Origin of the sequence: Streptomyces iakyrus (assembly GCF_000717055.1) — a bacterium.
GTDB lineage: Bacteria > Actinomycetota > Actinomycetes > Streptomycetales > Streptomycetaceae > Streptomyces > Streptomyces iakyrus.
On the sequence record NZ_JNXI01000005.1, the window covers coordinates 63,827 to 77,131 of the forward strand.

The window sequence follows — 13,305 nt, forward strand, 5'->3', positions numbered from 1 at the left end:
AATCTTGCCAACCCCCGCTCCCCGCAAGGCCATTGCCGGTTAACCTGGAAAAGGTTCACTGACCGGATTACGGCCCTACAGCAAGCGCAGGGGGAGACCACCGTGGCGCTGAAGCACGAGCCGACCACCCCGTACCACTCGGCCCAGGAAGCCCTGCGCGTCCTGGAGACGGTGGCACGCGGTTCCAGCGGTGTCACCGACACCGAGATAGCCCGCCACACCGGCATCGCACCGGAGCGACTGACCGCGCTCCTGCGCATGCTGCGCCGCGAGGGATACGTCGAGCAGATCACCGACGGCGCGTACGTCACCGGCGAGACCCTGGCCCGCCTCGGGTCCGCCCACCACCGCGAGCAGGCCCTGCGGGACAAGCTCCAGCGCACCCTCGACCGGCTGCGCGACTCGGTCGGCGCCGCCGTCTACATGAGCCGGTACGTCGACGGCGAGATCAGCATCACCCAGTACGCCGACAGCCCGGCCGCGCCCAAGGTCAACGAGTGGGTCGACTTCCGCTCCTCGGCCCACGCCACCGCCATCGGCAAGAGCCTGCTCACCCAGCTCGACCACGCCGGCCGCCGCGACCACCTCGCCCGGCACAAGATGGCCCGCCTCACCTCGCGCACCATCACCAGCGACCGGCTCCTGCTCTCCCGCCTGGAGGCCCAGCCGCCGACCGTGCCCGTCCTGGACCTCCAGGAGTACGCGGTCGGCACGGTCTGCGCGGCCGTCCCGATCACCGCCGGCTCCTCCGTCGGCTGCCTGGCCCTGTCCCTTCCGGTCGAGCACGCCCACCGCCTGCGCCAGGCCGCGGACGCCCTCAACCGCAACGCGGCACCGGTGCTGCTCTCCATGGCGATCTAGACCTGTCGATCACGGACGTCGTCGACCCTGCCGGGTGGTCCGGAGCACCCCCCGGCATTGGGTAGTATTTTCTCCGTCGCCCGCCGCGGAACACGATTCCGGCGGCAGGCGAGAGTCATGCGCCGCTAGCTCAGTTGGTTAGAGCAGCTGACTCTTAATCAGCGGGTCCGGGGTTCGAGTCCCTGGCGGCGCACGGATGAGGGGCCTCTCGTGGGAGCGAGGGGCCCCTCAGCGTTTCCGGGACCGGCGCCGGTCAGCCTGCGGTACGTGCACTCCCCCGGCCTCCGCCACCACACCGGGTCCGGGCAGCCGAGGCCTTCCCTGCGCAGCTCCGCCCGGCGGATCTTGCTGGTGGCCGTCACCGGCATCCGCTCCACCACCCGCACGAACCGCGGCGCCATCTTCGTCCCGAGACCGGGCTGCGCGGCGAGGAACGTCGCGAAGCTCTCCGGGTCGAACGAACCGGCGATCGTCGCCATCACCAGATCACCGGTCACCGGGTCCGGCACGGCGTACACGCAGACCGCCTCCGCCCCCTCGTAGCGGGCCAGGATATAGTTGACGGGTCGTCAGATGTGGAGCGCTACGGCTGCACGAAGTCACCCACGGTGGAGAACATCGTGTACGTCACCACCATGAAGCCGACGGCGAAGAGGATGAACGTGCCGAGGAAGGCGAGCAGACATCCCGTGCCCGCGACGAGCTTCCCCTGCGCCGGGGGCCTGGCCGTGGCGTGCTCCGGGCGGTCCGCCGCGTAGTGCACGGTGACGATGTCGCCCTCGAGGGTCGTCCCCGGCCCGCCGTGCTCCTCGAAGCGGACACCGCGGCCGTCGCGCGTGGCGAACTCGTACACGTGATGCAGAGTGGTGCGCACCGAGCTGTCGCCGCCCCCACTCGTCGTGGTGTACGTCCGCAGGCAGCGGGCCTCGGCGGTCAGGCCGCCGCTCCACGCGCGGCTGACCCGCACCGAGCGGCGGATCACCACGACCACGGCACAGGAGGCAACCGCGATCATGAGCGTGGGCACGATGTAGAACAAGGTTTCCATGAGCTCCCCCGAGGCCCTCGGCGGCCTTCGAGCGGCCGGCGTGGGAGGAACCTACCCACACCGGCCGCACCGGTGACTCAAGAGAAGCTCAGAGGTTCCGAGGGGCTCAGAAGGTCACATCCGAACAGGCGTAGAACGCGTTGGCCGTGTCCGCGATCGTCCAGACCGCCACGATGACATGACGGCCGCTCAGCCCGGACGGCAGCCTGCCGCTGTGGGAGAGCGTGGACGGCGGCCGCTGCCCGTTGTAGGGCACGGTGAAGAACGGGGTGAGGTTGAGGTCGGACCGGGCCAGGTTGTGGTTCTGGTTCCAGCCCGGCTTGGTGATGTAGTACTTGAAGTCGGTCGTGGCGTGCATGGCGGTGAACTGCCAGCGGAACGTGTAGTTCTGGCCGCCCGTCACCTTCGTGGCGGGCCAGGCGCCGCCGGACGGTGTGCGCGGTGCGCTGAGCTGGCCGAAGTGGCCGAGCCCCGCGTTGCATATCTGCCCGTCGGCGGGGCCGGAGGCCGGGAAGCCCTTGGGGCCCTCGACGCTCTGCGGCTCCCACTGGATCGAGCCGCAGTTGGTCACGGTGCCGTTCTGGCAGAGCTTCTGCCGGCTGATGGGGAGGTCGGTGTAGCCGTGGCCGCTGGCGCCGCCGGAGGAGAGTACGAGGGCTCCGGTCGTGGCCAGTCCCACCGCGGCTGCGGACAACTTGGTCCTTGTGCGCATGCTGCCGCTCCTGGAGAACGTGGGGGAGGTTCAGTGAGCCGTGCATGTAGGTCTAGACCAAGTTCGAGATTATGGCCGTTAGTTGAACATGTCCATACCAATCACGGAGCTGTTTCGCCCCGGCCGGCGCAGAACGCCACCGTCAGGTCCTTCACCAGCGCCTTCCGCTCGTAGTCGTCGAGTTCGACCAGCCCCCGCACGGTCAGCCGGGTCACCGTGTCCTCGACCGAGTCGACGACCGAGGTGAGCACGCTCGCCCGGTGCTGGGCGTCCAGCGCGGCCATCCGGCGGCGGTGCATCGCGGTGGCGACCTCGGGGGCGTACTCCACCCGGACCGGCTGCACCGAGAACACCTCCAGGCCGACCGGGGCCGCGTCCGTCGCCACCAGCCGGGTCAGCGTCTCGGCCGCCGCGTCCCCGGCCCCCCTCGGCCCGCCCGGCGTCTCCACCGGCACCCGGGCCAGCGCCGCCTCGACGCACTCGCGCAGATACGTCTCGTGGTCCTCGACGCCGAGCGTGGCCCGGGCGGTGTCCCGCACCCGCCACACCACCAGGACGACCACCCGCACCGCGACCCCGCCCCCGTCGGCCGCGGGCACCGGTTCGCTGCGCCAGTGCCGCAGCCGTACGTCCACCCGGCGGCGCAGCAGCAGCGGGTTGATCCACAGCAGGCCGGAGCGCCGGACGGTCCCCCGGTAACGGCCGAACAGGTCCAGCACCCAGGCCCGCCCGGTCCGGCCCCGGGCCAGCCCGCCCAGCCCGAACAGCCCGAGCGCCCCGGCCCCCGCGTAGGCAGCCCACTGCACGGGACCGAGCCCGGCTCCGGCGATCGCGGGCAGCCGCAGTGCCTCCACCGCGAGCGGCGGCAGCACCCCGGCCCACCAGGAGGTGGCCACGCAGCCCGCCGCACCGCACGCCCCGGCCAGGACACCGGCCGCGCCGGGCAGCACCCGCGCGGGCCGCTCCACCAGGTCGGGATCGACCTGCGGCACCGGGCGTTTCGGGGCGACGGCCGGGCGCCTCAGGCGCGGCTGCTCCCCCGTGCCCTGCCTGCGGCCGACGACCGCCGGTTTCAGCGGCACCGTCGCCGGGGCGGGGTCGTCGCGGAACAGCAGGTGGACGGGGATCTCGGTGGTGGCCTCGTTCTGGATCAGCCGGGCGGGCCGGGCCGGTCCGTCGGGCTCGGACGGGTGGGAAGTGGTCGTACTCATGCGTGCCTTCAGCCTCCGCGCCAGATGCGTCACAACAGTGGTCGGTGAGGGACCGCCCGGCAGGGCCGGGGGCGGACCGAGGGCCCTACGAGAAGAGACGCCGCCAGGTCTCCGGCCCCGGGTAACCGTCCGCCGCGCCGCCCCGCCAGCCCTGGGCGCGCTGGAAGGCCTCGACGGCGCGCCGGTCCGCCTCGGTCCAGCGCGGTCCCGGCCCGACCGTGTAGAACCGGCCGAACCCCTTCCGCACGAGCTGCCTGCCCAGCCGGGTGACGTAGGCGTTGTCCGCGCCGGGGCGGAACAGCGCCCGCCCCGGGTAGCCGGGCACGCCGTGCGAGGCGGGCGGCGGGCCGACCGCCCCGTCCCGCACGTCCTCGCCCTCGCCGGTGACCAGCAGCTCCCAGGTGCGCGGGCCGGGCAGCCCGTCGGCGGCCGCCCCCGTCCAGCCCTGCGCCTGCTGGAACGCCCGGACCGCCCGGCGGTCGGCTTCGGTCCAGCGCGGCCCCGGGCCCGCCGCGTACGAGCCGCCGGCCCCGCGCGCGACGAGCATCCGGCCGAGCAGCGTGACGTACTTGTTGTTCGCGCCGGGGCCGAAATACGCCGCTCCCGGATACGGCGTGACGGCCGGGGCGCCCGGTGTGCCGCCGTCCGGTTCGGGGGCCGGCTCCTCCGGGATGACGTCCTTGTAGCGGTAGGGCACGTACCGGTCGGAGTCGTTCCAGTAGGCGTACGGCGTGGTCTGGCGGCGGGTGTGCGGGCGGGTCTGCTCATAGGCGGTGTAGCGGGTGTGCGCGGCGTCCGTCCAGCCGCCGAAAATGGTGACGTGCGAGCCGTTCGCGGGGTCGGACGCATTGTGGAACAGCAGAATGTCGCCCGGCTGGAGTTCTTCCTTTGAAATGCGCTCCCCGTACTGGGCGAGGCTGCCCGTCCATTCGTTTCCGGGAAGCCGCCAGGCCATCGAGACATAGCCGGAGCAGTCCTGCCGGTAACCGTCGGACCAAAAGGCGCTCATGCTGTACGGCACCTTCGCGGCGACCCAGGTCTTGGCCCGGTTGATGATCTCCGTACGGGTGATGGCGGTGGGCGTGGGGGCGACGGGCGGCTTCGCCGGACGGCCGCCGGGGCCGTGCAGCGGGGCCGAGCCGCCCTGGGGGCTGTCAGGCTCGTCACCTGCGAAGACGCCCGGCCGGTTGGGTGCGTGGGGGGCGGCGGCGGCCGGTACTGCGTGACTGGCGCCGAGGGTGGCGGAGGCCACGGCCGCCAGCGCGAGAGCCCGGTGGGCGGCGGGGTGGGTACTGGCCCGGCCGGACCAGGAATGCGGCAGGGCACGACGCCAGTGGACGCAGCCGGGGCAGTCGCAGTCGCTCGCGGGGTCGATTTCCTCGAATACCGGAGACTCCATGCGATTCCCCTCACACTTCCGGCGGAAAATGCGGCGCCCGGGCACCGGAGGGCGCGCCTCGTCAGTTTCGCAACTGTCTTCCGCACGCGCATGCTGACGGTCCGAATGATGTACGCGGGCGCCTCAGGGGCCCCCTCCCGGTCCCGGGCCGGGTGGTCCGGAGCACCTCCGCATGTCCTGTAGAGTTACGACGTCAGCAGGCGCCGCTAGCTCAGTTGGTTAGAGCAGCTGACTCTTAATCAGCGGGTCCGGGGTTCGAGTCCCTGGCGGCGCACCGACCGGAAGGCCCCTCGCGGAAGCGAGGGGCCTTTTGTATGTCTGTGCAGAGCCTGCCGCTCTCTGGCCGGATACCCTCTCGCCATGGCAGCGCGTGACCTGCAGGAGCGGATCAAGAAGCTCATCATCGACCGCCGGCTGGCCTCCGGGGCCCCGCTGCCGACCGAGCCCGAGCTGATGGAGTACCTCGGCGCGAGCCGGAACTCGGTGCGGGAGGCGCTGAAGGCACTCCAGGCGATGGGCATCGTGGAGATCCGGCACGGCTTCGGCACCTACGTCGGCCCGATGTCCCTGGCCCCGATGATCGAGGGCCTCGCCTTCCGCACGGTCGCCGGGCACTACCGGGGCGAGGACTCCCTGCTCCAGCTGCTGGAGCTGCGGGAGGCGGTGGAGACGGGCCTGGTGTCCCGGCTCGCCGGCCGGATGCCGGAAGCCGACCTCGTTGAACTGGACGCGCTCGTCGACCGTATGGAAGAGCAGGCCGCGCAGGGAGCCGGCCTCGCCGAGACCGACCGGGCCTTCCACGCCACCCTCTACCGGGGGCTGGACAACGTGCTGCTGTGCGAGGTTCTGGAGGCGTTCTGGGACGCCTTCCACCGGGTCCGCACAGACCTCGGGGGTGAGCCGCAGGACCCGAAGGTGACCTGCCGGCAGCACCGGGAGATCCTCGACGCGGTGCGGTCCGGCGACGCGATGCGGGCGGAGGGCGCCATAAGAGAACACTTCGGCAACATCCGCGCCCGCCTGTCCACAACGGCTCCACAGGGCCCCCACACCCGTCACAATGAACGCGTTTGACCGGTAACCACCGTGTTTCGCATCTTGCGATCATGATGAACGCCGTAGAACCCTGGTCATCTGGTTTTACAAGATGCTGCGCATTCGCGGCAGTTGGGGGGCTTTAGGACCGGTTGCGGGATGAGCGGGGGTAGGGGCCCGCGTTCATGAACCGATGCCGTGGGGGGCATCATGCAACCGGAAGGTCGCGTTGCCGTGTCTATAGGGTGTGGATGACGTGGTGACTGCGATCCACCACTGATACGTCTGTGAAGGTCGAGGGGGACCTGGAGCAGACGGTACGAAGCTACGAAACACGCGGCTGTCCGCGTGTGGGGGGATGACTCATGACGTCGAGGCCGACGGGTGCCCGGCAGGACCACGACCCGTCCCAGACCACCCAGCTCAGGGTGCCCGGACACCGGATGAGCACGACGGGGACGTTCCGGCGGATCAAGAAGACCCTGCCGAGGTACGACTACGAGCACTACAGCCGGCTCGCGGGTCCCCTCACCCAGCCGGATCCGGGCAAGCCGTACAAGGTGCAGTACCGCTCGCTGATCTCGCAGGAGCCGCACCGCATCCGGGTCGCCCTGATGCTGGCCGCGGCCCCGGTGCTGTCCCTGGTGCTGCTGTTCTGGCTGCTCCAGCCGGAGCACTGGACCGAGCGCGACTACCCGGCCTTCGACTGGCTGCCCGCGCTCGACATGGTGATGCTCGTCTCGATCGGCCTGATCGAGTTCTTCCGCTGCATGAACGTGCTGTCCAACGCGCACGCGACGCTGGTGGCCCGCGACCCGATCCCGGTGGTGCCCGAGACCGGCACCAGAGTGGCCTTCCTCACCTCCTTCGTGCCCGGCAAGGAGCCGCTGGAGATGGTGACGAAGACCCTGGAGGCGGCCGTCAAGATCCGCCACCGGGGTCTGATGCACGTCTGGCTGCTCGACGAGGGCGACGACCCCGAGGTGAAGGCGGTCTGCGAGCGCCTCGGCGTGCACCACTTCTCCCGCAAGGGCGTCGCGAAGTGGAACCAGGCCAAGGGCCCGCACCGCGCCAAGACCAAGCACGGCAACTACAACGCCTGGCTGGAAGCGCACGGCGACGACTACGACTTCTTCGCCTCGGTCGACACCGACCACGTGCCGCTGCCCAACTACCTGGAGCGGATGCTCGGCTTCTTCCGTGACCCGGACGTCGGCTTCGTCATCGGCCCGCAGGTCTACGGCAACTACGACAACCCCATCACCAAGGCCGCCGAGTCGCAGCAGTTCCTCTTCCACGCGCTGATCCAGCGCGCCGGCAACCGCTACGGCTCCCCCATGTTCGTCGGCACGTCCAACGCCGTGCGCATCAAGGCGCTGAAGCAGATCGGCGGTCTGTACGACTCGATCACCGAGGACATGGCGACCGGCTTCGAGATGCACCGCCACAAGAACCCCGCGACGGGGAAGAAGTGGCGCTCGGTGTACACGCCGGACGTGCTCGCCGTCGGTGAGGGCCCCAGCGCCTGGACGGACTTCTTCACCCAGCAGATGCGCTGGTCGCGAGGGACGTACGAGACGATCATCGGGCAGTACTGGAAGGGCTGGTACTCGCTGCCGCCGAGCAAGCTCTTCAACTACACGATGATGATCATCTTCTACCCGATGTCGGCCCTCAACTGGATCCTGGCGGCGCTGAGCTGCTGCCTGTTCCTGGGCCTGGGCGCCTCGGGTGTGAACATCGACCCGGCCGTGTGGCTGATGCTCTACGGCAACGCCTCCGCCCTGCAGATCGGTCTGTACGTCTGGAACCGCCGGCACAACGTCTCGCCGCACGAGCCGGAGGGCTCCGGCGGTGTGGCCGGCATGGTGATGTCCGCGCTGTCGGCGCCGCTGTACGCGAAGGCGCTGATCGACTCCGTGCTGCGGCGCAAGAGCAAGTTCGTGGTGACGCCCAAGGGCGACTCGGCGAGCCCGGACCGCTGGTTCGGCACGTTCCGCTACCACTGGTACTTCGTCGCGATCTTCGGTGGCTCGATCGCCGCCGGCTTCGTCTACGGCCACTCCCACCCCGCGATGATCATCTGGGCGACGTTCGCGCTGCTGATCACCGCCTCGCCGGTGTTCGCCTGGCGCTGGCAGCTGCGGCAGGACGCGAAGAAGCCCGCCGCCCACGCCGCGGGACAGCCGCAGGACCCTGCCGGGCCGAACCGGACGCAGCCGCCGCCCATCCCGCAGCAGCCGTCGGGGCACGTCCCGCAGCAGAAGCCCACGTGGGCCGCCACCCCGGGCGCACACGGGGAGGTCGGGGGAACCGACCAGACCATGCAGATCGCCCTTGGTGGACTTGGGGGACGTAAGGAATGAACGACCGTGCAGGCCGCCGCCGGGCCCGTCGACTCGCGATCGGCACGGCGGTGGTACTCGCGCTGGCCGGGATGAACGGGCCGTGGCTCTACCGCTTCAGCACCGAGAAATACCACCAGTACAAGATCAACCAGCCGGAGTACAAGGCCGCGAACGGCAAGTGGGAGATCATCGATTTCCCCGAGGAGTACCGGCAGAACACCATCCACGCGGCGCTGCTGCGCACCGGCAAGGTGCTGCTCGTCGCGGGGTCGGGCAACGACCAGGACAACTTCGACGCGAAGAAGTTCGACACCAGGATCTGGGACCCGGTCAAGGGCACCATCAAGAAGGTCCCCACACCGGCCGACCTGTTCTGCACCGGCCACACCCAGCTCGCCAACGGCAACCTGCTGATCGCGGGCGGCACCAAGCGCTACGAGAAGCTCAAGGGTGACGTCACCAAGGCCGGCGGCCTGATGATCGTCCACAACGAGAACCCGGACAAGCCGATAACGCTGCCCGCGGGGACGAAGTTCACCGGCAAGAACAACGGCAAGACCTTCGTCTCGAAGGACCCGGTGCTGGTGCCGCGCGCCAAGAAGGTCTTCGACAAGGCGACCGGCAGGTTCCTGCGCAACGACCCCGGTCTCGGCCGGATCTACGTCGAAGCGCAGAAGCGGGGCAAGAAATACGAGACGGGCACGCAGGACAACTACCGCGTGCACGGCCTGAAGGGCGCCGACGCCAAGAACACCTACGGCATCGCGCAGAAGCTCGCGCTCGACAAGAAGGACTTCCAGGGCATCCGGGACGCCTTCGAGTTCGATCCCGTGGCCGAGAAGTACATCAAGGTCGACCCGATGAAGGAGGCCCGCTGGTACCCGACGCTCACCACCCTGAGCGACGGGAAGATCCTCAGCGTCTCCGGCCTCGACGACATCGGCCAGCTGGTCCCGGGCAAGAACGAGGTCTTCGACCCGAAGACCAGGAAGTGGACCTACACCGACAAGGTCCGGCAGTTCCCGACCTACCCGGCGCTGTTCCTCATGCAGAACGGCAAGGTCTTCTACTCCGGGTCCAACGCGGGCTACGGGCCGGACGACGTGGGCCGTGAGCCGGGCGTGTGGGACGTCGACACCAACAAGTTCTCGAAGATCCCGGGTCTGAGCGACCCCACGCTGATGGAGACGTCGGGCACGGTGCTGCTGCCGCCGGCGCAGGACGAGAAGTACATGGTGGTCGGCGGCGGTGGCGTCGGCGAGTCCGAGGAGTCCAGCGAGAAGACCCGGATCGTCGACCTGAAGGAGGCGGACCCGCGTTTCGAGGACGGGCCGTCCCTGGACAAGGGCACGCGCTACCCCAACGCCTCGATCCTGCCCGACGACAGCGTGCTGATCTCCGGCGGTTCGGAGGACTACCGCGGACGCGGCGACTCCAACATCTTCGAGGCGCGGCTGTACGACACGGAGAAGAACGAGCTCAAGCGCGTCGCCGACCCGCTGGTGGGCCGCAACTACCACTCCGGGTCGATCCTGCTGCCCGACGGCCGCGTGATGTTCTTCGGCTCCGACTCGCTCTATGCGGACGCGGCCAACACCAAGCCGGGCGAGTTCGAGCAGCGCATCGAGATCTACACGCCGCCGTACCTCTACGGCGACGGGGACCGGCCCTCGCTGTCGGGCGGGCCGCAGACCATCGAGCGCGGTGGGACGGGGACGTTCACCTCGTCGGACGCGGCGAAGGTCAAGAAGGTCCGGCTGATCCGGCCGAGCGCCGCCACGCACGTCACCGACGTCGACCAGCGGTCCATAGCCCTGGACTTCGAGGCGTCCGGCAGCAAGCTGACCGTGACCGTGCCGGAGAACCGGAACCTGGTCCAGGCGGGCTGGTACATGATGTTCGTGACGGACGCCGACGGGACCCCGAGCAAGGCGCAGTGGGTCAAGGTGCCCTGACAGGCAAACGGAAAGGGGCGCTCTCCTCGCGGAGAGCGCCCCTTTCGTTCGGGCCGGTGAGGACCGCTCGTCAGCCGGAGGCCTTCGCCAGCTTCAGGGCGTAGTCCGCCCACCACTGGCCGGCCTTGGGTCCGCCCTTGCATTCGCCGTCCGACTCGCCCGGCCGCTTCACCCACAGGTAGGCGTCGACCAGCGGGTCGGCCGTCTTCGTCGTCGGGGTCTCCCCCAGGGAGCGGCCCGGCGGGTTGCACCAGCGCTCGTCGGGCTTGCCGTCGGTGTAGGGGCCCTTGCCGTTGCGGCTGGTGTCGATGACGAAGTGCTTGCCGCCGACCTTGGCGGACAGCTTCTTGCCGTAGGCGATGGAGTCTTCGGTGGAGTAGAAGTTGGAGACGTTGACCGAGAAGCCGTCGGCCTGTGCGATGCCCGCGCGGTTCAGCGGTTCGAAGATCTGGTCGGGGTTCTGCCAGCCGGCGTTGCCCGCGTCGAGGTAGACCTTCGTGTTCTTCAGGGACTTCAGCTTGGTGACGGCGCCTTTGAGGAGGTCGTAGCGCTCCTCGTGGAACTGCTGGGGCGTGCAGCCGTCGACGAGGTGGAGCAGCGCGTCCGGCTCCAGGACGATCGTGGCGGGCCGGTCTCCGATGCCCGCGGCCACGCCGTCGACCCAGTCGCGGTAGGCGTCGCCGTCGGCGGCACCGCCCTGCGAGTACTGGCCGCAGTCGCGGTGCGGGATGTTGTAGAGGACCAGCAGGGCCGTGCGGCCGGCCTTCTCGGCGGCTTCGGTGAGGCCGCGGGTCTGCTGCTGCGGGTCGTCCGGGCCGATCCATTCGGCGGTCGGCTGCTCGGCGATCTTGCGGATCTCCTCGGCTTCCCGCTTGTTGCCCGACTTCTCCAGCTCGGCGACCTGCTGGGCCGCGGTCCCGTCCGGATTGACCCAGAACGGGGCTTTCTCCTTGGGCTGTTGGGTGATCCCCGCGCCCGCGTCGGCGGGCTCGTCCGATCCGTCTCCTCCGTCGGAGGAGGAACACCCCGTGATCAGCAGTGCCGCCCCCAGCACCACTGCGGACATCCGCCTCCCGGCGAACACCCCGGCCCCCCTGCTGCCGTACATCCAACTCCCCCTTGGGTGCAGCGTGACAAGTCTCAATCCTGACATACGTCCCGTGGCACCCACGAGGCGAACCCCACCTGCGCGGATGCCGCAGCGCCACCGTGCCGGGCCCGGGCCCCGCCGGGTCCGTCAGAGGCCGGTCCCCGTCAGGTACGCCGAGACGACCACGTTCGCCGTGTAGCTGCGGGTCGTACGGTCGAAGCTGCCGCCGCAGGTGACCAGCCGCAGTTCGGCCCGCCCCGACTCGCGGGGCCCGTAGGCCTGGTGGGCGTCGAAGCGGTCGCGGGTGAGGACCTGGACGGACTCGACGGTGAACTCGGCGACCTTCGCGTCGGCCCGCAGCACCCGGATCGTCTGGCCGGGCCGCATGGCGCTGACCTTGTAGAAGACGGCCGGCCGGGTGTCGGTGTCGACATGACCGACCATCAGTGCGGTGCCCGGCGCCCCGGGCGCGACCCCGCCGGCGTACCAGCCGACCACGCCCGGCTGGTCGTACGGCGGCGGGTCGAGCGCCCCGTCGGCGTCGAGGCCGCGGGCCACCACGGGGGCCTGGACGCCGAGCCCGGGGATGTCGACGCGCTGCGGCAGCGCGTCCCCCAGCGGGCGGTGCTCGGGCGGCAGCTTGATGTCCGGGGGCCGTCCGGCCGCCGCCATATCGCCCGTGGTGGGGGCGGAGATACCGTGCCGCATCTCGGTGACCTCGCGGCCCCACAGCCACAGCCCGAGCAGCAGCACGACCCAGGCCATGCCGGTCAGCAGGCGGCCGGTGCCGGACAAGCGTCTCTCCATGTGATCGCGATCCCGCATGGTCAGTCCGTCCCGCGGCCCCGGCGGACACCGCGTCGCAGCGCGACGATCACCGCGGCGGCCACCCCCGCGAGCACCAGCCCGGTCACCCCCTGCGCCGCGCCGGGACCGGTGCCCCGCTCCTCGGCGGCGACGCGCTCGGCGGCACCGCCACCGCCCGCCCGGACGGGGGCGACGGGCGAGGCCGGCGCACCGGGCCGGTGCGAGGGGAACGCCTCCCGGTCACGGCCGGGAGCGGACGGCTGCCCGCCTCCTTCCGGCGCGGGCTGCTGCCCGGCTTCGCCGTTTGCGGCCTCGCCGTTCGCCGGCTCACCGTGCGCGAGCGGCTGTCCACCGGCTCCGGGCGCGGAGAGCGGTGCGGCGTCGGGCCGCCGCGCCGCGCTGTCCCGGACGGTGAGGGTGGCGGTCTGCTGCGCGGCACCGCAGGTGATCCGCACGGCGTACGAACCCGCCTCGGCCGTGGAGCGGACGCGGCTCTCACCGGCGAGCTCGCGCGCTCCGGTGACAGTCAGCCGGGCGTCGGCGACGAACGCCGCCGAGGCGGCCACGGCCGTCCGCTGGGCGCAGCCGGTCAGGCGGAGTGTGACGTCACTGCCGGGGGCGGGGGCCGCCGGGGTCACCGAGACGCTCTCCCCGTCCGCCCCGTACGCCGAGGGGGCGAGGGCGGCGACGGCCAGGACGCTCGTACAGACAGTGACTCGCAGGGAACCCATCGTGAACCTCCAGATGCCTGGAGCCTCCCCCGCGCGGTGGGCCGCCGCATCCTCAGGAACGCGGCGGCTGCTCCGTACGGGTGGCGACGGGTTTGAGTCCCTCGTGTG

11 protein-coding genes, 2 tRNA genes and 1 pseudogene are annotated in these 13,305 nt (G+C 70.6%); 6 read left to right on the forward strand and 8 right to left on the reverse strand.

Annotated elements, in window-relative coordinates; all coding sequences use genetic code 11:
- Nucleotides 1–102: 102 nt before the first annotated feature.
- Together OO68_RS11020 and OO68_RS11025 are read left to right on the forward strand one after the other, a co-directional pair.
- Nucleotides 103–861 (forward strand): IclR family transcriptional regulator, encoded by a 759-nt coding sequence (locus OO68_RS11020; RefSeq protein WP_033308097.1) that lies wholly within the window; start codon nt 103–105, stop codon nt 859–861.
- A 119-nt stretch (nt 862–980) separates the two neighbouring features.
- Nucleotides 981–1,054, forward strand: a tRNA-Lys gene (locus OO68_RS11025).
- Here OO68_RS11025 and OO68_RS43895 read toward each other — a convergent pair.
- The 5 genes and pseudogenes from OO68_RS43895 to OO68_RS11050 all read right to left on the reverse strand — a co-directional run.
- Nucleotides 1,020–1,424: pseudogene (locus OO68_RS43895) on the reverse strand (AMP-binding enzyme); the annotation flags it as partial. The gene OO68_RS11025 and the pseudogene OO68_RS43895 overlap by 35 nt on opposite strands.
- A gap of 20 nt (nt 1,425–1,444) precedes the next feature.
- The gene (locus OO68_RS11035) at nt 1,445–1,909 is read right to left on the reverse strand and encodes a DUF3592 domain-containing protein (protein ID WP_033308099.1); all 465 of its coding nucleotides are present in this window, start codon (nt 1,907–1,909) and stop codon (nt 1,445–1,447) included.
- Between the two features lie 106 nt (nt 1,910–2,015).
- Complete coding sequence (locus OO68_RS11040) at nt 2,016–2,621, reverse strand: lytic polysaccharide monooxygenase auxiliary activity family 9 protein (RefSeq protein WP_033308100.1); 606 nt, start codon at nt 2,619–2,621, stop codon at nt 2,016–2,018.
- Nucleotides 2,622–2,722: 101 nt separating this feature from the next.
- Nucleotides 2,723–3,832, reverse strand: a complete 1,110-nt coding sequence (locus tag OO68_RS11045; protein WP_033308101.1) for an SPFH domain-containing protein — start codon at nt 3,830–3,832, stop codon at nt 2,723–2,725.
- Between the two features lie 85 nt (nt 3,833–3,917).
- Nucleotides 3,918–5,231: a peptidoglycan-binding protein gene (locus OO68_RS11050; protein WP_033308102.1), complete on the reverse strand. Its 1,314-nt coding sequence runs from the start codon at nt 5,229–5,231 to the stop codon at nt 3,918–3,920.
- A 200-nt stretch (nt 5,232–5,431) separates the two neighbouring features.
- Between OO68_RS11050 and OO68_RS11055 the strand changes: the two genes are divergently transcribed.
- From OO68_RS11055 to glxA, 4 genes are all read left to right on the forward strand, one after another.
- A tRNA-Lys gene (locus OO68_RS11055) sits at nt 5,432–5,505 on the forward strand.
- A gap of 86 nt (nt 5,506–5,591) precedes the next feature.
- Nucleotides 5,592–6,305, forward strand: a complete 714-nt coding sequence (locus OO68_RS11060; RefSeq protein ID WP_033308103.1) for a FadR/GntR family transcriptional regulator — start codon at nt 5,592–5,594, stop codon at nt 6,303–6,305.
- A gap of 326 nt (nt 6,306–6,631) precedes the next feature.
- Nucleotides 6,632–8,632 (forward strand): glycosyltransferase family 2 protein, encoded by a 2,001-nt coding sequence (locus OO68_RS11065; protein WP_033308104.1) that lies wholly within the window; start codon nt 6,632–6,634, stop codon nt 8,630–8,632.
- Complete coding sequence (gene glxA / locus OO68_RS11070) at nt 8,629–10,569, forward strand: radical copper oxidase GlxA (RefSeq protein WP_033308105.1); 1,941 nt, start codon at nt 8,629–8,631, stop codon at nt 10,567–10,569. Before OO68_RS11065 ends, glxA begins: the two co-directional genes overlap by 4 nt.
- A 70-nt stretch (nt 10,570–10,639) precedes the next feature.
- Here glxA and OO68_RS11075 read toward each other — a convergent pair whose 3' ends face one another.
- The 3 genes from OO68_RS11075 to OO68_RS11085 all read right to left on the reverse strand — a co-directional run bounded on the left by OO68_RS11075 (nt 10,640) and on the right by OO68_RS11085 (nt 13,197).
- Nucleotides 10,640–11,677 carry a glycoside hydrolase family 6 protein gene (locus tag OO68_RS11075; RefSeq protein WP_033308106.1) on the reverse strand — a complete coding sequence of 346 codons (1,038 nt, stop codon included), beginning with the start codon at nt 11,675–11,677 and terminating at the stop codon, nt 10,640–10,642.
- A gap of 129 nt (nt 11,678–11,806) precedes the next feature.
- Nucleotides 11,807–12,484 (reverse strand): class F sortase, encoded by a 678-nt coding sequence (locus OO68_RS11080; RefSeq protein ID WP_033308107.1) that lies wholly within the window; start codon nt 12,482–12,484, stop codon nt 11,807–11,809.
- A 2-nt stretch (nt 12,485–12,486) separates the two neighbouring features.
- Nucleotides 12,487–13,197 carry a hypothetical protein gene (locus tag OO68_RS11085; protein ID WP_033308108.1) on the reverse strand — a complete coding sequence of 237 codons (711 nt, stop codon included), beginning with the start codon at nt 13,195–13,197 and terminating at the stop codon, nt 12,487–12,489.
- Nucleotides 13,198–13,305 lie beyond the last annotated feature (108 nt).

What these genes read in the sequence shown, in the direction of transcription:
- OO68_RS11035 (WP_033308099.1), bottom strand. Translation starts at nt 1,909, where the DNA reads ATGGAAACCTTGTTCTACATCGTGCCCACGCTCATGATCGCGGTTGCC.
- OO68_RS11040 (WP_033308100.1), bottom strand. Translation starts at nt 2,621, where the DNA reads ATGCGCACAAGGACCAAGTTGTCCGCAGCCGCGGTGGGACTGGCCACG.
- OO68_RS11045 (WP_033308101.1), bottom strand. Translation starts at nt 3,832, where the DNA reads ATGAGTACGACCACTTCCCACCCGTCCGAGCCCGACGGACCGGCCCGG.
- OO68_RS11050 (WP_033308102.1), bottom strand. Translation starts at nt 5,231, where the DNA reads ATGGAGTCTCCGGTATTCGAGGAAATCGACCCCGCGAGCGACTGCGAC.
- OO68_RS11060 (WP_033308103.1), top strand. Translation starts at nt 5,592, where the DNA reads ATGGCAGCGCGTGACCTGCAGGAGCGGATCAAGAAGCTCATCATCGAC.
- OO68_RS11065 (WP_033308104.1), top strand. Translation starts at nt 6,632, where the DNA reads ATGACGTCGAGGCCGACGGGTGCCCGGCAGGACCACGACCCGTCCCAG.
- glxA (WP_033308105.1), top strand. Translation starts at nt 8,629, where the DNA reads ATGAACGACCGTGCAGGCCGCCGCCGGGCCCGTCGACTCGCGATCGGC.
- OO68_RS11075 (WP_033308106.1), bottom strand. Translation starts at nt 11,677, where the DNA reads ATGTACGGCAGCAGGGGGGCCGGGGTGTTCGCCGGGAGGCGGATGTCC.
- OO68_RS11080 (WP_033308107.1), bottom strand. Translation starts at nt 12,484, where the DNA reads ATGCGGGATCGCGATCACATGGAGAGACGCTTGTCCGGCACCGGCCGC.
- OO68_RS11085 (WP_033308108.1), bottom strand. Translation starts at nt 13,197, where the DNA reads ATGGGTTCCCTGCGAGTCACTGTCTGTACGAGCGTCCTGGCCGTCGCC.